24 protein-coding genes are annotated in these 22,569 nt (G+C 69.8%); 12 read left to right on the plus strand and 12 right to left on the minus strand.

Annotation, left to right across the window (positions count from 1 at the left end; genetic code table 11):
* Nucleotides 1-2 precede the first annotated feature (2 nt).
* Both NNW99_RS25975 and NNW99_RS25980 read right to left on the minus strand, forming a co-directional pair.
* On the minus strand, nucleotides 3-353 hold the full coding sequence (locus tag NNW99_RS25975) for a DUF397 domain-containing protein (protein WP_215121525.1): 351 nt from the start codon (nucleotides 351-353) through the stop codon (nucleotides 3-5).
* A complete protein-coding gene (locus tag NNW99_RS25980; protein ID WP_215121526.1) occupies nucleotides 335-1,168 on the minus strand; it encodes a helix-turn-helix transcriptional regulator in 834 nt (277 codons plus the stop codon). Before NNW99_RS25980 ends, NNW99_RS25975 begins: the two co-directional genes overlap by 19 nt.
* A 116-nt stretch (nucleotides 1,169-1,284) precedes the next feature.
* On the opposite strand from NNW99_RS25980, the gene NNW99_RS25985 reads away from it, so the two are divergent.
* The 6 genes from NNW99_RS25985 (at nucleotide 1,285) to NNW99_RS26010 (ending at nucleotide 6,338) form a co-directional block, all read left to right on the plus strand.
* Nucleotides 1,285-1,491 (plus strand): hypothetical protein, encoded by a 207-nt coding sequence (locus NNW99_RS25985; protein WP_251057941.1) that lies wholly within the window; start codon nucleotides 1,285-1,287, stop codon nucleotides 1,489-1,491.
* Nucleotides 1,488-1,703, plus strand: coding sequence for a hypothetical protein (locus NNW99_RS25990; protein ID WP_215121527.1), 216 nt, complete (start codon nucleotides 1,488-1,490; stop codon nucleotides 1,701-1,703). The genes NNW99_RS25985 and NNW99_RS25990 overlap by 4 nt, the downstream gene beginning before the upstream one ends.
* A 35-nt stretch (nucleotides 1,704-1,738) precedes the next feature.
* Nucleotides 1,739-2,485, plus strand: coding sequence for a DNA repair protein RecO (gene recO / locus NNW99_RS25995; RefSeq protein WP_142164053.1), 747 nt, complete (start codon nucleotides 1,739-1,741; stop codon nucleotides 2,483-2,485).
* Between the two features lie 56 nt (nucleotides 2,486-2,541).
* The gene (locus NNW99_RS26000) at nucleotides 2,542-3,372 is read left to right on the plus strand and encodes an isoprenyl transferase (RefSeq protein ID WP_215121528.1); all 831 of its coding nucleotides are present in this window, start codon (nucleotides 2,542-2,544) and stop codon (nucleotides 3,370-3,372) included.
* 62 nt (nucleotides 3,373-3,434) lie between these two features.
* Complete coding sequence (locus NNW99_RS26005; protein ID WP_215121529.1) at nucleotides 3,435-4,835, plus strand: MFS transporter; 1,401 nt, start codon at nucleotides 3,435-3,437, stop codon at nucleotides 4,833-4,835.
* A 159-nt stretch (nucleotides 4,836-4,994) separates the two neighbouring features.
* The gene (locus NNW99_RS26010; protein ID WP_215121530.1) at nucleotides 4,995-6,338 is read left to right on the plus strand and encodes a histidine-type phosphatase; all 1,344 of its coding nucleotides are present in this window, start codon (nucleotides 4,995-4,997) and stop codon (nucleotides 6,336-6,338) included.
* A 68-nt stretch (nucleotides 6,339-6,406) separates the two neighbouring features.
* On the opposite strand, the gene NNW99_RS26015 is transcribed toward NNW99_RS26010, so the two are convergent.
* From NNW99_RS26015 to NNW99_RS26030, 4 genes are read right to left on the minus strand one after another with little or no spacing between them, the layout of a single operon-like run.
* Nucleotides 6,407-6,823, minus strand: coding sequence for a Fur family transcriptional regulator (locus NNW99_RS26015; protein ID WP_189723386.1), 417 nt, complete (start codon nucleotides 6,821-6,823; stop codon nucleotides 6,407-6,409).
* 58 nt (nucleotides 6,824-6,881) lie between these two features.
* Nucleotides 6,882-7,784 (minus strand): metal ABC transporter permease, encoded by a 903-nt coding sequence (locus tag NNW99_RS26020; RefSeq protein WP_215121531.1) that lies wholly within the window; start codon nucleotides 7,782-7,784, stop codon nucleotides 6,882-6,884.
* Nucleotides 7,784-8,551 (minus strand): metal ABC transporter ATP-binding protein, encoded by a 768-nt coding sequence (locus tag NNW99_RS26025; protein WP_215121532.1) that lies wholly within the window; start codon nucleotides 8,549-8,551, stop codon nucleotides 7,784-7,786. The genes NNW99_RS26020 and NNW99_RS26025 overlap by 1 nt, the downstream gene beginning before the upstream one ends.
* A gap of 20 nt (nucleotides 8,552-8,571) precedes the next feature.
* The gene (locus NNW99_RS26030) at nucleotides 8,572-9,528 is read right to left on the minus strand and encodes a metal ABC transporter substrate-binding protein (protein WP_215121533.1); all 957 of its coding nucleotides are present in this window, start codon (nucleotides 9,526-9,528) and stop codon (nucleotides 8,572-8,574) included.
* Nucleotides 9,529-9,721: 193 nt separating this feature from the next.
* On the opposite strand from NNW99_RS26030, the gene NNW99_RS26035 reads away from it, so the two are divergent.
* Nucleotides 9,722-11,104, plus strand: coding sequence for a glycine--tRNA ligase (locus tag NNW99_RS26035; protein ID WP_215121534.1), 1,383 nt, complete (start codon nucleotides 9,722-9,724; stop codon nucleotides 11,102-11,104).
* Nucleotides 11,105-11,165: 61 nt separating this feature from the next.
* Here the strand turns inward: NNW99_RS26035 and NNW99_RS26040 are convergent, their stop codons facing one another.
* Nucleotides 11,166-12,269: an endonuclease/exonuclease/phosphatase family protein gene (locus NNW99_RS26040; RefSeq protein WP_215121535.1), complete on the minus strand. Its 1,104-nt coding sequence runs from the start codon at nucleotides 12,267-12,269 to the stop codon at nucleotides 11,166-11,168.
* A 201-nt stretch (nucleotides 12,270-12,470) separates the two neighbouring features.
* Between NNW99_RS26040 and NNW99_RS26045 the strand changes: the two genes are divergently transcribed.
* The 4 genes from NNW99_RS26045 (at nucleotide 12,471) to NNW99_RS26060 (ending at nucleotide 15,322) form a co-directional block, all read left to right on the plus strand.
* Nucleotides 12,471-13,082, plus strand: a complete 612-nt coding sequence (locus NNW99_RS26045) for a LysE family translocator (RefSeq protein ID WP_215121536.1) — start codon at nucleotides 12,471-12,473, stop codon at nucleotides 13,080-13,082.
* 121 nt (nucleotides 13,083-13,203) lie between these two features.
* A complete protein-coding gene (locus NNW99_RS26050; RefSeq protein ID WP_215121537.1) occupies nucleotides 13,204-14,208 on the plus strand; it encodes an aldo/keto reductase in 1,005 nt (334 codons plus the stop codon).
* A gap of 25 nt (nucleotides 14,209-14,233) precedes the next feature.
* The gene (locus tag NNW99_RS26055) at nucleotides 14,234-14,836 is read left to right on the plus strand and encodes a TetR family transcriptional regulator (protein WP_215121538.1); all 603 of its coding nucleotides are present in this window, start codon (nucleotides 14,234-14,236) and stop codon (nucleotides 14,834-14,836) included.
* A 78-nt stretch (nucleotides 14,837-14,914) separates the two neighbouring features.
* Nucleotides 14,915-15,322, plus strand: a complete 408-nt coding sequence (locus NNW99_RS26060) for a DUF6281 family protein (RefSeq protein WP_251057942.1) — start codon at nucleotides 14,915-14,917, stop codon at nucleotides 15,320-15,322.
* Here NNW99_RS26060 and NNW99_RS26065 read toward each other — a convergent pair.
* From NNW99_RS26065 to NNW99_RS26080, 4 genes are all read right to left on the minus strand, one after another.
* Nucleotides 15,309-15,551, minus strand: coding sequence for a hypothetical protein (locus NNW99_RS26065; protein WP_215121539.1), 243 nt, complete (start codon nucleotides 15,549-15,551; stop codon nucleotides 15,309-15,311). The two genes, NNW99_RS26060 and NNW99_RS26065, sit on opposite strands and share 14 nt — an antisense overlap.
* Before the next feature lie 184 nt (nucleotides 15,552-15,735).
* Nucleotides 15,736-17,526: a caspase family protein gene (locus tag NNW99_RS26070; RefSeq protein WP_215121540.1), complete on the minus strand. Its 1,791-nt coding sequence runs from the start codon at nucleotides 17,524-17,526 to the stop codon at nucleotides 15,736-15,738.
* Complete coding sequence (locus tag NNW99_RS26075) at nucleotides 17,523-17,915, minus strand: hypothetical protein (RefSeq protein WP_215121541.1); 393 nt, start codon at nucleotides 17,913-17,915, stop codon at nucleotides 17,523-17,525. Before NNW99_RS26075 ends, NNW99_RS26070 begins: the two co-directional genes overlap by 4 nt.
* A gap of 199 nt (nucleotides 17,916-18,114) precedes the next feature.
* Entirely contained in the window at nucleotides 18,115-19,569 is a 1,455-nt protein-coding gene (locus tag NNW99_RS26080; RefSeq protein WP_215121542.1) for an MFS transporter, read from the minus strand.
* A 78-nt stretch (nucleotides 19,570-19,647) separates the two neighbouring features.
* On the opposite strand from NNW99_RS26080, the gene dusB reads away from it, so the two are divergent.
* Complete coding sequence (gene dusB, locus NNW99_RS26085) at nucleotides 19,648-20,781, plus strand: tRNA dihydrouridine synthase DusB (protein WP_215121543.1); 1,134 nt, start codon at nucleotides 19,648-19,650, stop codon at nucleotides 20,779-20,781.
* Here dusB and NNW99_RS38990 read toward each other — a convergent pair whose 3' ends face one another.
* The gene (locus NNW99_RS38990; RefSeq protein ID WP_370869160.1) at nucleotides 20,782-22,554 is read right to left on the minus strand and encodes a sulfatase-like hydrolase/transferase; all 1,773 of its coding nucleotides are present in this window, start codon (nucleotides 22,552-22,554) and stop codon (nucleotides 20,782-20,784) included.
* Nucleotides 22,555-22,569 lie beyond the last annotated feature (15 nt).

The following is a 22,569-nucleotide window of genomic DNA, read 5'->3' on the forward strand; positions in this document are numbered from 1 at the left end:
TTTCAGTGGCGGCGGCGGTGGTGACCTATGAACGCGCCCCAGGCATCGGCCCCGACCAGGACTACAGGGCTGTCGGCCAGTTTGCTGTCTCGGACGGGGACCGTGCCGGGGATTCCGTCGGCGACCTCGACGCAGTTGCCGCCATTGCCGTCGCTGTAGCTGCTCTTGCGCCAGTGGGCGAACTCCACCCAGGCGTCGGCCCCGACCAGGACCACAGGGCCGTCGGCCAGTTTGCTGTCGCGGACAGGGACGGTGCCGGGGATCCCGTCGGCGACCTCGACGCAGTCGCCGCCGTTGCCGTCGCTGTAGCTGCTCCTGCGCCAGTGTGCGGTGGTCAGGTCGTACTCGCGCATCGTCTGAAGTCCTCCGCCGCCGATTCGACCAGGTCCAGGGACGCCTCAGGCGACAGCGCAGCGGCCCTGAGCAGATCGTATGCCGACTGTGCGCGCTTCACCACGGCCGGATCGTCCAGCAGGTTCCCCGAATACACGGCTTCTGTATAGGCCGTCGGCGGTGCGTCCTCGAACTCCATGAGCTTCAGCGACCCGGTCATCACGGAGTACGCCCCAGCCGTGTACGGCAGCACCTGCACCATCACCGTCCGCTCTCGCGCCAGTGCCACCACGTGCTCCAGCTGTTCCGCCATGACGGCCGGTCCGCCGACCGGGATGCGCAGCACGTTCTCATGGAGGATTGCCCAATACACGGGGCGTGTAGCGTCCTTGAGGATCTGCGCGCGTTCCATTCGGCCCGACACCTTCTCGTCGATGGACTCGTCCGGCGCGAAGGGGTTCATCGCCAGCGTGACCGCCCTTGCGTAGGCCGGTGTTTGCAGCAGTCCCGGCACCAGCGCGGGCGCGAACTCGCAGATCTTCGTAGCTTGCGCCTCCAGCTCCGCCACCCTCGCGAAATATTCCGCATACCGCTTATCGTCAATCAGCTTCCTGCACAACCGCTCGAAAATACCGTCGGTTTGCAGCACCCCGTCGATCCGCTGGGCCACATCCAACTGTGGCTTGCGAATGGCCTGTTCGAACTGGCCGATGTATCCGCCGGAGACGAAAACCCGTAGCCCCAGCTCCGCCTGGGTGATGCCCGCGTCCTCCCTCCGTCGCTTGAGCTCCGTGCCGAAGAACTCCCACGCCGCCTGCCGAGAACCGTTGGCCATTACCGAACCCCTTTGTGCTGCCCCGCAGTTGTAGGGCACAGACCCCTCCCGAGTGTAGGTGCGGAGCGTCATCGTGGGGATGCGAAGAGTGAAACCGCAAAAGGAAGGGGAGCACGGTGGAGGCACGACACTCGGCGCACTGCGTCGGAGAAGCGGAGGACGCGGTGAAAGAATTGCGGGCAGAACTCGCGAAGGCGGGAATTACCCTGCCGTCACTGGGCCTGGACCCGGTGAGTCTTGCGCGGGAAGCACCCTGTCCGCTCGTGGAATTGGGCCGATGTTCCGTGGAGACCGCCCGGCGGCTCGCGGCGGTGCTGCGATGAACCCCCCGGTCGGCGCGTACGTCGTGGACACCCGCAGCGGACGCATCGGCATCGTCATGGGGCATGAGGGGCCCTACGTGCAGCTGCGGCCGTACGGGGGCGGGAGGGAATGGGACGTGGACCCCGGCGCCGTCCGGCACGCCACCCCGGCCGAGCGGCTGAGCGCGGCGACGGCGTATGCCAACGCCCGCAGCAGGGGCGAGGTCCCTTGACCCGGGCGACCGGGTGACCCTGCGAGAATGACGGCATGAGCCTGTTCCGCGACGACGGCATCGTGCTGCGCACCCAGAAGCTGGGTGAGGCGGACCGGATCATCACGCTGCTCACACGCGGTCACGGACGGGTACGGGCCGTGGCGCGGGGCGTGCGCCGGACGAAGTCGAAGTTCGGTGCGCGCCTCGAACCCTTCTCGCACGTCGACGTGCAGTTCTTCGCGAAGGGGAGCGAGCTGATCGGGCGCGGGCTCCCGTTGTGTACGCAGAGTGAGACCATCGCGCCGTACGGCGGCGGGATCGTCACCGACTACGCGCGGTACACGGCCGGGACGGTCATGCTGGAGACGGCGGAGCGGTTCACCGATCATGAGGGCGAGCCGGCCGTGCAGCAGTATCTGCTGCTCGTCGGCGGGCTGCGGACCCTCGCCCGGGGAGAGCACGCCCCGCACCTCGTGCTCGACGCCTTCCTGCTGCGCTCCCTCGCCGTCAACGGCTACGCCCCGAGCTTCACGGACTGCGCGAAGTGCGGAATGCCCGGGCCCAACCGGTTCTTCTCGGTCGCCTCGGGCGGTTCCGTCTGCGTGGACTGCCGGGTGCCCGGCAGCGTCGTACCCTCGCCTCAGGCCCTCGAACTCCTCGCCGCGCTGCTTACGGGAGACTGGGAGACCGCGGACGCGTGCGAGGCGCGGTACGTCCGCGAGGGCAGCGGGCTGGTGTCCGCGTATCTGCACTGGCACATGGAACGCGGGCTGCGTTCCCTGCGGTACGTGGAGAAGTAGCGCAGCCGAGAAACACGGCAGCACAGAAGCAAGCGAGCACGAGGAGCGAGAGACACATGGCCGTACGCGGGATCCTGGGGCGGCAGCGCCGGGAGTACAGGACGCCGGAGCAGCACCCCTCCGGCGCACGGCCGCCGAAGCTCGGAGAGCTCGTACCGAAGCATGTGGCGATCGTCATGGACGGCAACGGCCGCTGGGCCAAGGACCGGGGCCTGCCGCGTACCGAGGGTCACAAGGTCGGCGCGGAGCGGGTGCTCGACGTGCTCCAGGGCGCCATCGAGATGGGCGTCGGCGCGATCTCCCTGTACGCCTTCTCCACCGAGAACTGGAAGCGGTCCCCGGACGAGGTGCGCTTCCTGATGAACTTCAACCGCGACTTCATCCGCAAGACCCGCGACCAGCTCGACGAGCTGGGCATCCGGGTGCGCTGGGTGGGCCGGATGCCGAAGCTGTGGCGTTCCGTGGCCAAGGAGCTGCAGATCGCCCAGGAGCAGACCAAGAACAACGACAAGCTGACGCTGTACTTCTGCATGAACTACGGCGGCCGGGCCGAGATCGCCGACGCCGCGCAGGCGCTCGCCGAGGACGTGAAGAGCGGGAAGCTCGACCCGTCCAAGGTCAACGAGAAGACCTTCTCGAAGTACATGTACTACCCGGACATGCCGGACGTGGACCTGTTCCTGCGCCCCAGCGGTGAGCAGCGCACCTCCAACTATCTGATCTGGCAGAGCGCCTACGCCGAGATGGTCTTCCAGGACGTGCTGTGGCCGGACTTCGACCGGCGCGACCTGTGGCGGGCGTGCCTGGAGTTCGCCTCCCGCGACCGGCGCTTCGGCGGGGCCATCCCGAACGAGGAGCTGCTGGCCATGGAGGGCAAGCAGGAGTAGGGCCGATCGGCCCGGCCGTCTCTCCGGTGGCAGCCGGGCCCCAGCGGCGGTGTGCTGGTGGCATGGGTTCGACGGCCGTCAGCGCACCCCCGCAGACCTCGAAGCGGGCCGGGGCCTTCGTCGCGGCCTCGCTAGCCCTGTTCTGCATCCAGCTGGACTTCTTCGCGCTCAATCTGGCCATCCCCGGCATCTCCGCCGAGCTGGACACGACGGTCTCCGCGGCCCAGTGGACGCTGTCCGCCTACATGCTCGCCGTCGGCTGTCTCTTCATCGTCGGCGGGCGGCTCGGCGATCTGCTCGGGCGCCGTCCGATCCTGCTGATCGGGATCGGCCTGTTCGCCGCCGCCTCCGTGGGCTGTGCTCTCGCGCCCACCCTGAGCGTCCTCGTCGTGTGCCGGGTGGTGCAGGGCGCGGGCGCGGCGCTGATCTTCCCCGTGTCGGTCTCCGTGATCAGCAACGCCTTTCCCGAGGAGACCCGGGCCCGGGCGCTCGGCGCGGTGTTCGGCATCGCCAACGTCGGCACCGCCCTCGGGCCGTTCGTGGGCGGTGGCTTCACCGACGGTCCCGGCTGGCGCTGGATCTTCTGGCTGCTGGCTCCGCTCAGCGCCCTCTCCCTGCTGATCGCCCTGTGGTGCGTCCCCGACTCCCGGGACGAGAGCGCCCCGCGCCAGATCGACCTGCCCGGCTGTGCGGCCGTGGTGATCAGCCTGGCCGCCCTGACCCTCGCCGTGGAGCGGGGCAGTGCCTGGGGCTGGGACCACGCGCGCACCCTCGCCCTGCTCGGCCTCGCGGTGGTGGCCGGGGCGCTCTTCGTCCTGCGGGAGCGGGCCTGCCGGCATCCGCTGGTCGACTTCCGGCTCTTCCGCAACATCTCCTTCGACCTCGTCACCGTGATGGGGTCGGTGGCCAACATGGGCTACGCCGTCACCGTGTTCCTCGCCACCCTCCAGTTGCAGCAGGTGCGAGGCCTGTCCGCGATCCTGTCCGGCACGGTGTTCCTCGCCCCGGCCGTGATGGTCGCCTGCGCCGGGCCCATCGGCGCCTGGCTCTCCACCCGGATGCGCCCCACCAGCGTCATGGCCCTGGCCGGGACCATCGCGGGCACCGGCATGATCGGGCTGAGCTGGGTCTGGTCCTGGTGGTTCTACCTGCCCGTCTTCACCTGGTGCGCGCTCGGACTCGGCCTCGGCTGGACCTTCGCCAGCGTGGCCACCCAGCAGGTCGTCTCGCCCGCCCGCGCCGGCGAGGCCTCCGGTGTCGTCCTCACGGCCCTCGTCACCATGGGCGCCATCGGCCTGGCCGCCGTGGCCGCGGCGATCACCTCCCTCACCCCGGAGACCGGCCCGGAGCGCGCCTACGACCTTCTCCTGCGCATCGGCGGCGCCGTCATCCTCGTCGCCGCGGCGCTGTCGCTTCTCGTCCGGCGCAGGCTCGGCGCCCGCGGCCTGGCCCCGTCCGCCTGAGCAACCCGGCGGGGAACCTTTGGCAAGGGCAGGACAGGCGGCCACGTCCCGGCCGCCACTGAGCCACGCGACGTTCATGTACCGACTCGACGATGCGGCGGATCACCCGGTCTGCCGCATCAGTCGCTTTGATGCGGTCCTGAACGAAACGGCACCGCTATGAGACGTCTCACCCCCGCGCTGGCCCTCGGCCTCGCGACCTTCGTGGTGGCTCCGTCGGCCGCCCAGGCGACGGACCACCGCCCGGCCCGAGCCACCGTCCGCGACAGCTTCGGCACCAAGGCCTCTTACGTCCCCCAGCAGAGCGCCCGCACCTACCAGCGGCCCCCGACCGGATTCACGCCCGTCTTCACCGAGAACGTCTCCCGGCACGGCTCCCGTGCCGCCACCGACAGCGAGGACGGCGACCTGATCCTCGCCCTGTGGGACAAGGCGCGGAGCGAGGGGCAGCTCACACGCGCCGGGCGGGAGTTCGGGCCCAAGGTGCGGGCGCTGCTCGACGCCATGTCCAAGGTCGGCTACGGCAATCTCAGCGGGCGCGGCAAGCAGGAGATCGCGGGCACGGCCGTACGCATGGAGCAGCGGCTGCCCGGGCTGTTCCGGCAGATCGCCAAGAACGGCGAGAAGATCGACGTCGTCAGCTCCGGGCAGGGCCGGGCCGTCGACAGCGGCAACCTGTTCGCGGCGACCCTCGGGACCACCGACCCGGCGCTGAAGCCCCTGATCGGCCCGGCCCGCGCCGACGAGAACCTGCTGTACTTCCACAAGGCCGCCGGGGGTGCCGCCTACCGTGACTACATCGACAACGACCAGCGCCTCGCGGACACCCTCGACAAGCTCACCGACCAGCCGAAGACCCACCGGGCCGCCCGCAGCGTCCTGCGCGGGCTCTTCACCCCGGCGTTCGTCCAGGGAGTCTCCGACGAGGTCCAGGCGGCACAGGCCGTCTACAACCTCTACGCCATCGCCCCGGCCATGAGCGAGGAGAGCCCCGGCGGCAAGGGCTGGGGCATGGAGCGGTACCTCTCACGCGGCGACGCCGCCTGGTTCGGATACCTCAGCGACGTCGAGGACTTCTACGAGAAGGGCCCCGGCTTCGCCGACAGCGACATCACGTACAAGATGGCCGACGTCCTCCTCGACGACTTCTTCAAGCAGGTCGAGGCCAAGCGCGCCGGCACCAGCGACCTGGGCGCGGAACTCCGCTTCACCCACGCCGAGGAGATCATCCCCTTGGCCGCCCTGATGAAGCTCCCGGGCAGCACGGCCGGGGTGACGGCCCAGAAGCCCTACACCTACCCCGACAACCCCTGGCGCGGCGCCTCGGTAGCCCCCATGGCCTCCAACATCCAGTGGGACGTCTTCCACAAGGGCAACACGTACCTGGTCCGCATGCTCTACAACGAGAAGGAGACGGCTTTCAAGGCAGGTTGCCGACCAGTTGCCAAGGGCAGCAAGTTCTACGACCTCAAGGAACTGGAGCGCTGCTTCAACCGAAGCTGACGGGCACTGACCCTCTCAGGGGCGCGGGGAACTGCGCGAACAACCACAACGCACCCGCAGCCGACAACTCACCGGTCAGCAGCCGCACACTCCGCACAGGTCCCAAAAATCTCCACCGTATGAGCCACGTTCACGTAGCCATGCTCCGCGGCGACGGCCTCCGCCCACTTCTCCACGGCAGGCCCCTCCACCTCGACCGCCTTGCCACACCCCCGGCACACAAGGTGATGGTGATGGTCATCCGTGGAACAACGCCGGTAAACGGACTCGCCGTCCGCCGTACGCAGGACATCGACCTCACCGGCATCGGCAAGGGACTGCAGCGTGCGGTAGACCGTGGTGAGCCCGACCGAGTCGCCCTTGTGCTTGAGCATGTCGTGCAGGTCCTGCGCACTGCGGAACTCGTCGACCTCTTCCAGGGCCGCCGACACGGCGGCCCGCTGCCGGGTGGCGCGGCCCTTCACGGACGGTCCAGCGGTCGTCACCGTTGCCTCCTCACGTCTGCCTTGCCCGGGCCATTGTGCCAGCCCGGGATGGGGGCGGTCAGACGCCGACTTCGTCGGCCGCCTCCCGGGTACCCGGAATCGTGCACTCGCCGGGGTCGTGGGCGGATTGCGCGGAAGTCCGGGCGCGGGCGCGGCGGCGGGCCAGCGGAGCCGCGAGTGCCGTCAGCACGATGAACGCGCCGATGGTCAGCAATACGATCGTCGCACCGGGCGGGACGTCCTGGTAGTACGAGGTGACCGTGCCGCCGATCGTCACGCTCACCCCGATGGCGACGGCGATCACGAACGTGGCCGCGAAGCTGCGGCTGATCTGCTGGGCCGCCGCGACGGGCACCACCATGAGCGCGCTGACCAGCAGCAGGCCGACCACGCGCATCGCCACCGTCACCGTGACGGCCGCGGTGACCGCCGTCAGCAGGTTGAGCACGCGCACCGGCAGGCCCGTCACCCGGGCGAACTCCTCGTCCTGGCTGACCGCGAAGAGCTGCCGGCGCAGGCCCAGCGTGACCAGGACGACGAAGGCGGCCAGGACGCAGATCGCCGTGACGTCCGACTCGGAGACCGTCGACAGCGAGCCGAAGAGGTACGACGTGAGGTTGGCGTTGGAGCCCGTCGGCGCGAGGTTGATGAACATCACACCGCCGGCCATGCCGCCGTAGAAGAGCATCGCGAGGGCGATGTCGCCGCGGGTCTTGCCGTACCAGCGGATCAGCTCCATGAGGACCGCGCCGAGGACGGAGACGAGGGTCGCCATCCACACCGGGGACCAGGTCAGCAGGAAGCCGAGGCCGACGCCGGTCATCGCCACGTGGCCGATGCCGTCGCCCATCAGGGCCTGGCGGCGCTGGACCAGGTAGATGCCGACGGCCGGGGCGGTGATGCCGACCAGGACGGCGGCGAGCAGGGCCCGCTGCATGAAGGCGTAGTCGAGGAAGTCCATCAGCTCAGCAGTCCCGTACGGATCGGTTCGGCGCCCTCCGGCGCGTGCGGGTGTACGTGGTCGTGGCCGGGGAGGGCGTGCTGCCCGACGGCCTTCGGGGGCGGCCCGTCGTGCACGACGCAGCCGTCGCGCAGGACGACCGCCCGGTCGATGAGAGGCTCCAGGGGGCCCAGTTCGTGCAGTACGAGCAGCACGGTGGTGCCCTGGGAGACCTGCTCGGTGAGGGTGTGCGCGAGCACCTCCTGGCTGGCCAGGTCGACGCCCGCCATCGGCTCGTCCATGATCAGCAGCTCGGGCTCGGAGGCGAGCGCGCGGGCGATCAGGACGCGCTGGTGCTGGCCGCCCGAGAGGGCGTCGACGGAGTCCTTGGCCCGGTCGGCCATGCCGACGAGGTCCAGGGCGCGGCGTACGGCCTCGCGGTCGGCCTTGCGCAGCACGCCGAAGCGGGCCCGGGACAGGCGGCCGGAGGAGACGACCTCGGTCACGGTGGCGGGCACGCCGCCCGCGGCCGTGGTGCGCTGCGGGACGTAGCCCACGCGGTGCCAGTCGCGGAACCGCGCGCGAGGCGTGCCGAACAGCTCTATCTCGCCGGCGCCGGTCTGCACCTGGCCGATGACGCTGCGCACCGCCGTGGACTTGCCGGAGCCGTTGGCGCCGAGCAGCGCGACGACCTCACCGCGGCGCACGGTGAGGTCGATGCCGCGCAGGACGGGGCGCGAGCCCAGGTCCGCGCGGACGCCGCGCAGGGATACGACGGGCTCGGTCATGCCGTCCTCCGATGAGTGAGTCACTTGGCTCCCAGAGCCGTCTGCAGGGCCTTGAGGTTGGCTTCCATGACCTGGAAGTAGTCGTCGCCGCGGGACTTGTCGGTGATGCCCTCGAGGGGGTCGAGGACGTCCGTCTTGAGGTCGGCGTCGCGGGCAAGGGTCTTCGCGGTGCGGTCGGAGACCAGCGTCTCGTAGAAGACGGTGGTGACGCCGTCGGCCTTGGCCTCCTGCTGGAGCTCCTTGACCCGGGCGGCGCTGGGCTCGCTCTCGGGGTCGACGCCGGAGATGGCCTCCTGGGTGAGGCCGTAGCGCTCGGCGAGGTAGCCGAAGGCGGCGTGGTTGGTGAAGAAGACCTTGGACTTGCTGTCCTTCAGGCCGTTCTCGAAGTCGCTGTTCAGGCCGTTCAGCTTCTTGACCAGGGCCTCGGTGTTCTTCTTGTAGTCGGCCGCGTGGTCCGGGTCGGCCTTCTCGAAGGCCTTGCCGACGCCCTGGGCGATCTCGGCGTACTTCACGGGATCGAGCCAGACGTGCGGGTCGCGGCCGTGCTCCTCCTCCTCGGATTCCCCGGAGTGAGCTTCCTCGCCCTCGTGGCTGTGCCCGGCGCCGCCGTGGTCCTCGAGGTGGGTCAGGGAGGCCGCGTCGATCTTCGTCTCGATGCCGGTCTGCGTCACGGCCTCGTCGACGGCGGGCTGGAGCCCCTTGAGGAAGAGCGCCGCGTCGGCCTCTTCGAGCTGGGCGCGCTGCTGGGTGCTGATCTCCAGGTCGTGCGGCTCCTGGCCCGGCTCGGTCAGACTGGTGACGTTGGCGTGGTCGCCGCCTATCTGCTCGGCGAGGAACGCCATCGGGTAGAACGACGCGACGACGTCGAACTTCTCCGTGTTGCCCTTCGCCGCGCTGTCGCTGGAGCAGGCGGTCAGGGCGCCGAGGCCGAGAGAGGCGGCCGCGGCGGCGGGTATGAGGCGTCGTCGTACGTTCATGACAGTCATTTTCAACAAATATGGAAACCGTTGTCAACAAACGTCCTGAACAGGGGCTGAAACAGGGTTCGCAGCCCTCTGGCGGTCGCTGAGGGGGGAGCGATTTGATTGAGGGGGCGCCCCCGCCGGTAACCTGAATCATTCGCTGGAAGCAACTCGCTTCGTCGCCCGTCGTCGTAATGAAGAGAGCACCGTGGCCGCCGACAAGATCGACACCATCGTCAGCCTGAGCAAGCGCCGTGGCTTCGTATTCCCCTGTAGTGAGATCTACGGCGGTCAGCGCGCCGCCTGGGACTACGGCCCGCTGGGTGTCGAGCTCAAGGAGAACCTCAAGCGCCAGTGGTGGCGCTACATGGTGACGTCGCGCGAGGACGTGGTCGGTATCGACTCGTCCGTCATCCTGGCCCCCGAGGTCTGGGTCGCCTCCGGTCACGTCGCCACGTTCACGGACCCCCTCACCGAGTGCACCTCCTGCCACAAGCGGTTCCGCGCGGACCACCTGGAGGAGGCCTACGAGGAGAAGAAGGGCCGCGCCCCGGAGAACGGGCTCGCCGACCTCAACTGCCCCAACTGCGGCAACAAGGGCACCTTCACCGAGCCCAAGCAGTTCTCCGGCCTGCTGTCGACCCACCTCGGCCCGACGCAGGACTCCGGCTCCGTCGCCTACCTGCGGCCCGAGACCGCGCAGGGCATCTTCACCAACTTCTCCCAGGTGCAGACCACTTCGCGTCGCAAGCCGCCGTTCGGCATCGCCCAGATGGGCAAGTCCTTCCGCAACGAGATCACGCCCGGCAACTTCATCTTCCGCACCCGCGAGTTCGAGCAGATGGAGATGGAGTTCTTCGTCAAGCCGGGCGAGGACGAGAAGTGGCAGGAGTACTGGATGGAGCAGCGCTGGAACTGGTACACCGGCCTCGGCATGAGCGAGGAGAACATGCGGTGGTACGAGCACCCGAAGGAGAAGCTCTCCCACTACTCCAAGCGCACCGCCGACATCGAGTACCGCTTCCAGTTCGGCGGCAGTGAGTGGGGCGAGCTCGAGGGCGTCGCCAACCGCACCGACTACGACCTCGGCGCCCACTCCAAGGCCTCCGGCCAGGACCTCACCTACTTCGACCAGGAAGCCGGCGAGCGCTGGACGCCGTACGTCATCGAGCCCGCGGCCGGTGTCGGCCGCGCGATGCTGGCGTTCCTCCTGGACGCCTACGTCGAGGACGAGGCGCCCAACGCCAAGGGCAAGATGGAGAAGCGCACGGTGCTGCGCCTCGACCACCGTCTCGCGCCGGTCAAGGTCGCGGTGCTCCCGCTGTCCCGGAACCCGGAGCTGTCCCCGAAGGCCAAGGGCCTCGCCCAGGCGCTGCGCCAGAACTGGAACATCGACTTCGACGACGCCGGCGCCATCGGCCGCCGCTACCGTCGCCAGGACGAGATCGGTACGCCGTTCTGTGTGACCGTCGACTTCGACACGCTCGAGGACAACGCGGTCACCGTCCGCGAGCGTGACTCGATGAAGCAGGAGCGGGTGTCCCTCGACCAGATCGAGGGCTACCTGGCGTCCCGCCTGATCGGCTGCTGATCGCCTTCCGCCTGTACGCCTGTGCCGGGTTCCTCTTCGGAGGGGCCCGGCACCGTCGCGTTCACAGGTCCAGGTCCGCGTAGACGGCCGCGTGGTCCGAGGCGCGGTTCCACTTCGAGGTGACCGTGTCGAAGGACTTGACGGTGGACGGCGCCCAGATGCCGCGCCGTTCGACCTCCACGTGCTGCACCTGCTCCCAGAGCGGCGGCGGCAGCATCAGGTAGTCGAGCTTCTGGCTCTCGCTCGTCCCCGTCCCGTGGGTGCCCGGGGCGCCCCGGTAGTCCGGGTGGCTCATCACGTCCCGCAGCCCGGTGCCGAGCAGGGCCCGGATCGCCTCGCTGCCCGGTTCGTCGTTGAGGTCCCCGGCGACCACGACGTACGCGGAACGCTCCAGGGCTGCCTGGTAGATCGACGCCACACGCCGGGCCTGGGCCGTGCGCAGTTCCGGGTCGTCGCCGCTCTGGCTCTTGAGATGGTTGCCGAGCACCCACAGCGGCGTGGCGCCGAGCTGGATCTCGTACTCGGGGCAGTCCCGGCTGAACAGATACGCGCCCGGGCGGTCCGGGTCGGGGTCGAAGACGTGGGACCTCATGGACGTGATCGGGTGGCGGCTGAGGATCCCGACGTCGATGCCGCGCGGGTCGTTGCCGTCGATCACCATGTCGTAGGGGTACGGCGTCTTCTTCAGGTCGCCGCCCAGCACCTGCTCGTTGAAGCGGCGCAGGGTCGTGCGGTCCTCCACCTCCACCGTGAGCAGGATGTCGGCGTCGACCTCGGCGATCACCCGGCCCGTGTTGTGCACGGACTCCCAGTCGAGGTCGTCACGGACCAGCTCCACCCAGCCGGTCCAGCCCGAGCGGCCCTTGGCGACGATGTCGAACACGACGTTCTCGCCGCTGCCCCGCGTCTTGAACAGCGTGCCCTGGCCGCGGGTCTCGTTGACGAAGAACGGCCTGTCCTTGCGTGAGTCGTGCGCCCGGTGCTTCTTCAGGAGCGCGGCGACGCGGCTCTTGGTGTCGTCGTCGTAGGTGGGCTTCTCCAGGAGGGAGATCAGCTCGGCGTAGTCGTCGAGGATCTCGCGGCGCTGCTTGTCGCCCGGGATGCGGAAGACCTTGGGGCGGCGGAAGAGGTTCTCCGTGTTGAAGGTGGCGATACGGATCGTCATGGCGCGCTCCCTCGGGCGGCGCAGGAGTTCGCGCGGCCGGTGGGCGGGCGCCGCCGGGAGACCACCCGTCGACCCTTCCATTCTCGGGGCGGGTGGGAACGGTGTCGACTGCGGTGGCCGCTGTGACGCGGTGGATTGGTACCTCTGCGGCGGGGCCGATTGGACCTGTTCCCCGGGGCGGGCCGGGCCCAGGGTGGGCGCATGAGTATCGCGTTCCTGCTGACCACCCTGGTCGTCGTCGCCACGCCCGGTACCGGTGTCGTCTACACCCTCGCCGCCGCGCTGTCCCGTGGGCGGCGGGCCGGTGTTGTCGCCGCGTTCGGGTGCGCGCTCGGGATCGTGCCGCATGTGCTGGCCACGGTGACCGGGCTTGCCGCGCTGCTGAATGCCAGTGCCGCTGCCTTCCAGGTCCTCAAGTACGCCGGTGTCGCCTATCTCCTCTACATGGCGTGGGCGACCGTGCGAGACAAGGACGCGATCGCCGTCGAGGAGGGCACCACCCCTGACTCGGCGCGGCACGTGATCGTCCGGGCCGTGCTGATCAACATCCTCAACCCGAAGCTGACGATCTTCTTCTTCGCGTTCTTGCCGCAGTTCGTGAGCCCGCACGAACCGCACGCGCTGACGCGGATGCTGGCGCTGAGCGGGGTGTTCATGCTGGCGACGTTCCTGGTCTTCGCGGCGTACGGCGTTCTGGCCGCGTCCGTGCGCAGCCACGTCACCTCCCGGCCGAGGGTGATGGCGTGGCTGCGGCGGGGCTTCGCCGGGTCGTTCGTGGCACTGGGGGCGAAGCTGGCGTTCACGGCGCGGTAGGCGGCGGCCGGGGCCGGGCTGGAAGACGGCTGGGTGACAAGCATGAGGTGACAAGCATGAGGTGACAAGCATGAGCTGACAGATATTGAAATCTGTCAGCTGTCATGGCAGGGTGGTGGGCATGACGATGCGAACCCGACCCCTCGGAACCACCGGCCCCCAGGTCTCCGCCCTCGGTCTCGGCTGTATGGGCATGTCCGCGCTGTACGGCGAGGCGGACCGGGCCGAATCCATCGCGACCCTGCACGCGGCGCTCGAAGCGGGCGTCACCCTGCTGGACACCGGCGACTTCTACGGCATGGGTCACAACGAACTGCTGATCGGCGAGGCCATGCGCGCGGCCCCCGCGGCCCGGCGTGAACAGGCGCTGGTCAGCGTGAAGTTCGGCGCCCTGCGCGACCCGGACGGCGGCTGGTCCGGCTACGACGGCCGGCCCGCCGCCGTGAAGAACTTCGCCGCGTACTCCCTCCAGCGGCTCGGCGTCGACCACATCGACGTCTACCGCATCGCCCGCCTCGACCCGGACGTGCCGATCGAGGAGACGGTCGGCGCGATCGCGGAACTCGTCGAGAAGGGCCATGTGCGGCACATCGGCCTGAGCGAGGTCGGCGCCGAGACCATCCGCCGGGCCGCCGCCACCGCGCCGATCTCCGACCTCCAGATCGAGTACTCCCTCATATCGCGCGGCATCGAGGACGAGATCCTGCCGGCCACGCGTGAGCTGGGCATCGGGATCACGGCCTACGGGGTGCTCTCCCGGGGCCTGATATCGGGCCACTTCACCGCCGACCGGCAGCTCGGCGCGGGCGACTTCCGGGCGATGTCGCCGCGCTTCCAGGGCGAGAACCTCCGGCACAACCTGGACCTCGTCGAGGCGCTGCGGAAGATCGCCGAGCAGAAGGGCGCGAGCGTCGCGCAGATCGCCATCGCCTGGGTGCTCTCCCGGGGTGAGGACATCGTGCCGCTGGTCGGCGCCCGCCGCCGCGACCGGCTCACGGAGGCGCTGGGAGCGCTGGAGGTGACGCTGGACGCGGCCGACCTGGCGGCGATGGAGGAGGCCGTACCGGCCGGTGCCGCCGCCGGTGACCGCTATCCGGCGGCCCAGATGGCGCACCTCGAGAGCTGAACCGGGCTGCGGGTACGGTCAGGGCATGGCACCGACCAGCGAGACCCTGACCGCCGAGCGCATCCTCGAGGCCACCGAGGAGGTGCTGCGGCGGCACGGCCCGGCCAAGGCCACCGTCGTGGACGTCGCCCGGGCGCTGGGCGTCAGCCACGGCAGCGTCTACCGCCACTTCCGCACCAAGGCGGCGCTGCGCGAGGCGGTCACCAAGCGCTGGCTGGACCGCACGTCCGGGGAGCTGTCCGGCATCGTCACCGGCGACACCGCCCCGGAGGCCCGGCTGCGGGACTGGCTCGCCGCGCTCTTCGCCGCGAAGCGCCGCAAGGCGGGCGAGGACCCGGAGCTGTTCGCCACGTACATGGTCCTCACGGACGAGGCCGGCACAGCGGTCGGCGACCACATCACCGACCTCACCGCCCAACTGGCCCGCATCATCCAGTCCGGCGTGGAGACCGGCAGCTTCACCACCCCCGACCCGCAGGCCTCGGCCCGCGCGGTGTTCCAGGCGACGGGGCGGTTCCATGACCCCTGCTACGCGCGGGAGTGGGAAGAGCCGGGCGCCGAGACCGACTTCGAGGCGGTCGTCGAGCTGACGGTGCGGGGCCTGCGCAGCGCCGAGCCCACGCCTTAGGGACGCACCTGCCCGAACGAAAGCGGCCGCTGCTCCGTCGACATTCATGAGGCCGGGCCACAGGACGGGGAGATCCAGGTGACAGCGGTGACGTCGATCGGGCGGAGCGTCAAGAGAGCGCTGGCGGCGGGGGTGATCGTCGTGGCGTCCGCGGCGTCCGCCGGATGCGCGTCGTCGGAGGACGGTGAGTCCCAGGCGTCCTGCGCGTTCGTCGTCGAGTACGACAAGCGCCTGTACTCGAGCGTGGCCAACGTCGATTTCGAGGTCGGCAGAAAGCTGGGACCGGCCGTCCTGCCGCCGTGCGACGACACGCCGAACTCCGGGAGCGCCCCGGAGTCTCCGGGCTCGACGGTCGTCTACGCGATCGAAGGAGTGGACCCCGCCATCGCCATCGCCAGGGAGGGCGCGCCCGAAGGCGTCCTCCTCGTCGCCGGCACAGGCAACGACCTGCCTCCCGAGATCAAGAAGCTCCTCAAAGGTTCCTGACGCCTCCGCGCCTCTCGGTGATCACGCCGCCCGTCGGGTCCACGGTGGCCTGATGAGCCTCCGCCAGATGTTCCTCCGCCTTCAGCCAGGGCAGGAACTGCGCGCCTCTGCGCCAGCCGCAGGTGTCGCATCTGATCGTGCGCTGCATACCCGTGCGCCGCACCCGCACCACATGCTCACGCCCGTGCTGATCCCATCGGCTGACCTTGCTCGTGTCGATCTGCGCCATAACGCCTCCCGCGTCCAGGAATCCGGCGGAGCCGGTCTGCTCGCAGTAAGGAGTGTGCGGCAAGACCAACATCAACAGGGTTTCCCCGGATGCGAGTTATCAGGCTGTGAGATGACGACCTGGGGGAGCGGAAGGCAGGCTCAGCTGTGTCAGATGCCGTGATCTGTGACGGTGACACAGCTCCTCACCAATGCCCGCTGCCCACCAGGTAGGTGATGCCCGCGAGGACGGCCAGGGTCAGGGTCGGGATCGCCAGGCCCTTGGCGACCGCGGTCAGGGTGCGCGTGCCGCTTGTCGCCTTGCTTGTGTAGTGCTCTTGCCGTGCTCCCAGTTCGTGCCGGGCGAACGCGCCGGTGACCAGTGCCATCGCGCCGGTGATCAGGCAGACGATGAGCGGGGTGAGGGCTCCGTGGTCGCGGATGTCGTCCTCGACGTTGCCGGTCGGCCCTGCGTCGCCCCGGGCCATGACGGCCGCCACCGCCGCTTGGAGGGCCAGTACGAGCGTGATGACGGACGTGGCGGCGAGGGCGAGGGCCGCGCCGGCGAGGGTGGGCGCGCGGTGGGACGGGGAGGGCTGGTGAGTCGTGCGCTCGGGCGGCTTCTTGGGGCGGGACGGGATGCGTGCGGGCTCGGTGGTGACCGTCTCCCGTTTGGCGTGCGATTGCCGCGTCGGCGCCGTGGAGCCGTTCGAGGGCGGCCGGGCATTGCGCTCGGATACCGGGTCCACCACCGCCTCGACGTGGATCACCGCCTCGTCCGCCACACCCTTCAGCACGATGGCGCCGGACCGATGCCCCGCCGTCGTCGTGTCGACGTGGACCTCCAGGCCCGTCGGGGTCGGATCGACCCGTAGCCACGTCTGTTGGGGCTGGGCCACGCAGTGACGGGCCAGGGGTGGGCCGTACAGGGTCACGGGCTGCTTCCGCGGGGGCGAGCCCTGTGGCGCTCGGCCGAAGTCCAGGTGGCGCGGGGACGGTGCCAGGTGGATCTCGCTCAGGGCCTCGGACGCCAGCTCGGCGATCGGCTGGATGTCGTTGCGCGCGACCTCCTCCAAGTGCTGACGCGCCCCTTCCGCCATGGGCAGCTCCTTGCGCCGCAGTCGTTTGCGCAACTCCGTCACGGCGCCCTGCCGGGTGAGGAATTCCTCGCTGTTCATGGCCGCCTGCAGGGAGGGCGGCGAGGGAACAGCGACTATCTTGATGCGGCCGCGCCGGCTGTGTGCCAGATGCAGCTCCCCGCGCAGCTCCGCCGCCTTCTTCGGCGTCTGATGGGGGTTCTGCTCCTGTACCTGCCGGTAGACGTACTCGTACAGGTCGTCGAGGGACACGTTCCCGTCCGCGTCGAGGTCGGCCTCGCCGGTCTGCAGGCCCTCGACGACCGCGTGGGTGAACAGCGAAGGCCGGGGAGCGGAGTTCTCGGCGAGTTGGCTGCCCTCGAAGGCGTACTCCATGGAGTCGGACGCGGTGATGACGGCCCAGCCCCGCCCCGTGGCCGGCTCGCCCTTCGCGAACGACTCGAGGGCGTTGATCTCACCGGAGGAGCGCACCGAGGTCGAGCCCCGGGAGAAGGCCCCGCCGTAGCAGCAGTCCAGGAACAGGACGGTGCGGCCCGCCCGGGTGCCGTACATGCAACCCCGGACGAACTGGGAGGGGACGGCCGTGGCGGCCAGCAGCGGGGGCTCGGTGTCGCTCGCGGCCAAGTACAGTTCGCCGGACTCGCTCTTGAGGCCGTGGCAGGAGAAGTGCAGCAGGAGCGTGTCGGCCCGGTCGCGCTCGTTGAAGAAGCCCTGGATGCGCCTGCGCATGAGGTCGGCCGACGCGTTGTGCACGACCTCCACCTCGAAGTCGCCGATCTGCGGATCGTGCAGCACCCTTTCGAGGGCGGCGGCGTCCTGGGCGGGTGCCTTGAGCTTCTTGAGTCCCTGGTCGTCGTACCGGTCGTTGGCGATGATCAGCGCGTGTCTGGAGTCCGTCATTGGTCGGCTCCGGCCGGGGAATGGCGCTGGACGAAGATCTTGAACGCCTCCGCGACCTGATCGTCGGTCGCCTCGGACAGCTCCAGGACGTCGTCGCCCATCTGCAGACGCATGGACTGGTGTGTGTCATGGCGCCTGCCCATCCACGACCGGATCACGGTCATCACCTGGCTCAGGGCGGTCGCCGAGCTGCCCAGGGTCACCAGCAGCGCACCGATCTGGGTGACGTCCACGGCCCGCGCTCCGGGCGGGACCTCCCCGCCGGGCAGCGTGGTGACATCGTCCACGTCGAGTTCGAGCAGTTCCTCGCGCAGATAGCCGGTCAGCTCCGCGACACGTTCGGCTTCCGCGTCCTCCTCGGCGAGGAGGATGTGCAGGGTGTTGTCCACCGGCCCAGCCCCTTTGTTCGCAACGGTCGGGGCGGCGCAGAGTCGGAGTATCGGCGGGCTCTACGTCCTCACTTACAGTTTCTGCTGCTCAGAGCGGGGCGGCAAGTCGCCGACGGCGGAATGCGTTTCATGGTTCAACCGTCCGGAGCCCCGCCTAACCGCCGTGGATTCGCTCAGTGTTGCCGCACGGGCTACGAGGTCACGAGGCACGATCCGCCGTCACCGCCACATCCCGCACCTCCGCCGACTCCAGCCGCTCCGCCGTCCGGTCGGCGGTACGGCGAGCCCACCGCCCGCTCGTCACCGCCCCGAGCACCAGTACGGCGAAGCCGCACACCGCGAGGATCCACCAGCCCGGGCGCGCGGCCGATACGAACGTCTCGCGGTACGAGGACGAGCCCACGCCGGAGGCGAGTACCGCACCCACCACCGCGACGCCCAGCGTCTGGCCGAGCTGGCGGCTCGTAGAGGCGACCGCCGCGGCCACCCCGGCCTGCGCACGCGGCATCCCGGACACCGCCGTGTTGGTGATCGGCGCGTTGACGAAACCGAAGCCGATGCCGAAGAGGACGTAGCCGGCGAAGAGGGTGACGTCGGAGGTCTCGGCCTCGAACGCGGCGAAGAGGACGCCGCTCGCGGTCATGGCGCAGCCGGCGATCAGGAGCGGGAGGCGGGGGCCGCGGGTGCCGACCAGGCGGCCGGAGAGCGGGGCGCAGAGGAACGTCGGGGCCGCCATCGGCAGCATCCACAGACCTGCCTCCAGGGCGGTCAGGCCGCGGACGTTCTGGAGGTACAGCGTGGACAGGAAGAGGAACCCGCCGAGCGCGGCGAACGCGCTGACCGCGATGGCCGTGGCCCCGCTGAACGGCGCCGAGCGGAAGAACCGCAGGTCGATCAGGGGTTCCGTGCGGCGGGGCTCGTAGAGGAGCAGACCGGCGAGAGCGGCCAGGGCGACCACGGCCAGCGGGGCGATCGACGTGAACGGTGTGCTCGGCGCCTCGATGATCGCGTACGTCAGGGAGCCGAAGAGGGCGATCACCAGGAGCTGGCCGACCGGGTCGGGGCGGCGGGCCTTGGCGGCGCGGGACTCGGGGACGAAGCGGAGGGTGAGCAGGAGGGCGGCGAGGCCCACCGGCAGATTGATCCAGAAGATGGAGCGCCAGCCGACCGACTCGACGAGCAGGCCGCCGACCAGCGGGCCGGCGGCCATGGATATGCCGACGACCGCGCCCCACACGCCGATCGCCCGGGCCCGTTCGCGCGGGTCGGTGAACGTGTTGGTGATGATCGACATGGCGACGGGGTTCAGCATCGAGCCGCCCACCGCCTGGATCATCCGGAAGGCGACCAGCGCTTCGAGGTTCGGTGCGAGGGAGCACAGCACCGAGCCGATGGTGAAGACGACGAGCCCCGCCATGAAGACCCGCTTGCGGCCGATGCGGTCGGCCGTGGAGCCCGCGAGCATCAGCAGCGAGGCCAGGACCAGGGTGTAGGCGTCGATCGTCCACTGCAGGCCGGAGGTGCTCGCGTGCAGGTCCTGCTGCATGGAGGGCAGGGCCACGTTCAGGACCGTGTTGTCGAGGCTCACGATCAGCAGGCTCATACAGCAGATCGCGAGCACCAGCATGCGGCGGCGGGGGCTGGGCTCGGGCATGCGGGCCATCGTACGCCGACTTCAATAGTGTGGCTAACTAATGAATTTTACGTTCTCATTGCACGGCACAATGGATGCATGTCCACGCCCCTCCAGATCGGCCCGCACACCGTCCGGCCCCCTGTCGTCCTGGCCCCCATGGCCGGGATCACCAACGCGCCCTTCCGCACCCTGTGCAGGGAGTTCAGCGGGGGCAAGGGCCTGTTCGTCAGCGAGATGATCACCACCCGGGCGCTGGTCGAACGCAACGAGAAGACCATGCAGCTCATCCACTTCGACGAGACGGAGCGGCCCCGGTCGATCCAGCTCTACGGCGTGGACCCGGCGACCGTCGGCAAGGCCGTCCGCATGATCGCGGAAGAGGACCTCGCCGACCACATCGACCTCAACTTCGGCTGCCCCGTGCCGAAGGTCACACGGAAGGGCGGCGGCTCCGCGCTGCCGTACAAGCGGAACCTGCTGCGGGCCATCCTGCGCGAGGCCGTCAGCGGCGCCGGCGATCTGCCCGTGACGATGAAGATGCGCAAGGGCATCGACGACGACCACATCACCTTCCTGGACGCCGGCCGGATCGCCGTCGAGGAGGGCGTCACCTCCATCGCGCTGCACGGCCGCACCGCCGCCCAGCACTACGGCGGCACCGCCGACTGGGACGCCATCGCCCGGCTGAAGGAGCACGTCCCGGAGATCCCGGTGCTCGGCAACGGCGACATCTGGTCGGCCGAGGACGCGCTGCGCATGGTGCGCGAGACCGGCTGCGACGGTGTCGTGGTGGGGCGTGGCTGCCTGGGTCGGCCGTGGCTGTTCTCCGACCTGGTCGCGGCCTTCGAGGGGCGGACCGAGGACATCGCCCGCCCGGCGCTGCGCGAGGTCGCCGACGTCATGGTCCGGCACGCCACCCTGCTCGGGGAGTGGATCGGGGACGAGGCGCGGGGCGTCATCGACTTCCGTAAGCACGTCGCCTGGTATCTGAAGGGCTTCGCGGTCGGCTCCGAGATGCGCAAGCGCCTCGCGATCACCTCGTCGCTGGAGGAGCTGCGCTCCGGGCTGGACGAGCTGGACCTCGACCAGCCCTGGCCCGTCGGCGCCGACGGGCCCCGGGGCCGTACGTCCGGCAACAACCGGGTGGTGCTGCCGGACGGCTGGCTGAAGGACCCGTACGACTGCGCCTGGGTCGGCGAGGACGCCGAGCTCGACACCTCCGGCGGCTGATCAGCCCTCCGAGCGGTGCGGTGTGGAGCCGTACGCCTTGAGGAAGCGGTCGCGGAAGGCGCTCATCTTCCACACCGGGGCGTCGCGGTCGGGCCTCAGACCCTCCGTCCAGTTCCAGTCGGCGACCTTGTCGAGGACCTTCGGGTCCTTCGCGACGATGGACACCGGCACGTCGCGGCTGGCGCGGGTGCCGCTGACCCGGGCCATGGGCTGGTGGTCGCCGAGGAAGACCAGGACGGTGTCGTCGGTGCCGTAGCGCTCCAGCCACTGGGTGAGGCTGGTGACCGAGTACTGGATGGACTTGCCGTACTCCTGCCGGGATCTGGTGGTGTCGGTGATGATGTCCGAGGCCTTGTTGCCGGCCTTCTCGACGGCGTCGAAGCGTGAGCCGTCGCCGAGTTCGTCCCAGTCGACCATCTTCGGGATGGGCGCCCAGGGCTGGTGGCTGGAGGTCAGGATGACGAACGACATCAGCGGCTTGTCGCGCTTCTTGCCGTGCACCCGGCGCTGGAACGCCTCCAGCGCGTACTGGTCCGGCATGGTCGACCAGCTGAACTTCGGGCCCTTGTACCCCAGGTCGTAGGCGTCGTAGAGCTTGTCGAGGCCGTACCACTTCTCCTCCGGCCAGCCCTTCTGCACGCCGGGCATCACGCCGACCGTGTCCCAGGCGCCGCTCTTGCGGAAGGCCCTGGTGAGGGTGAGATGGTCGCCCGCGGTGACCGTGCGGTAGCGGCGCTGGTTGTCGATCCACAGGCCGGACATGGTCGTGGAGTGGCCGAGCCAGCTGCTGCCGCCGTAGGTCGCCGAGGTCAGCCAGCCGCTGCGGGCGGCGAAGCCGGCCTTCTCCAGGGCCTTGCCACTGGTGTCGAGGGTGCGGTCGACGCCGGGCGCCATGATCGGGTCCTCGATGGCGCTGCGGCCGTAGCTCTCGATGAACGTGAAGATCACGTCCTTGCCGCGCAGGTCGGGCAGCAGCTGCTCGGGCGGGGTGTTGCCGAAGGTGTCCGCCTGGGCGTGCTTCGCGAAGGCCGCCTCGTCGCGCAGGGACTCCACCGTCCGCTGGGCGTGGACCCGGAGGGCTCCGGCGCCGCGCTCGGAGGCGATCGGCCCGCCGAAGAGCGTCAGGCCCAGGGCGGAGCAGGTGACCCAGACGACCCCGGCGATCAGCGCGCCCCGGGCCGCCCGGGGACGGTGGCGGACGAGCAGGCCGCTGAGCCGGATCGTCGCCGCGACCATGACGGCCGCCAGCAGCAGGATCAGCACGATCGCCCCTACGGCGGCGGCGGTCGCGACGCCCCCGCCCAGCGCGTCCCCGACGTACGCCTGGGCGTCGGGCAGCAGGTCCCAGTCCAGCGCGGCGTTGAAGCCCCGGCCCAGATACTCGTTGAACCCCATGTCGAGCAGGTTCACGGCGGTCAGCGCGGTCAGGCCGAGTCCGTACAGCGCCGCCGCGACCAGCCGGGCCCGGCGCGGCAGCCACAGCACCACGACGGCGCCGATGACCGCCTCGGCCGGAATGCGCGTGAAGCTCTTCGGCCCCATGGCGGGGAGGGTGTTGGGCAGCAGCAGGGCACCGAGGACCAGGGCGGCGGCGAGGGCGGTGGTGGTCCAGCGGAGGGCGCGGGCGGCCCGGGGATGGCGGGCACGGAGGCCGGATGCCGAAGCGGGAGTCTCCGGTGCCGGTTCCTGTGCCGGTGCTGGTGGCAGTGCCGGTGCCGATGGCGTCGCGGACTCCGACCGTGATGACTGGCGCAGGCGTGTGAAGACAGGCACCCGGAGGTCCTTCCC

It is taken from the genome of Streptomyces sp. CRCS-T-1, from assembly GCF_024442335.1.
GTDB lineage: Bacteria > Actinomycetota > Actinomycetes > Streptomycetales > Streptomycetaceae > Streptomyces > Streptomyces koelreuteriae.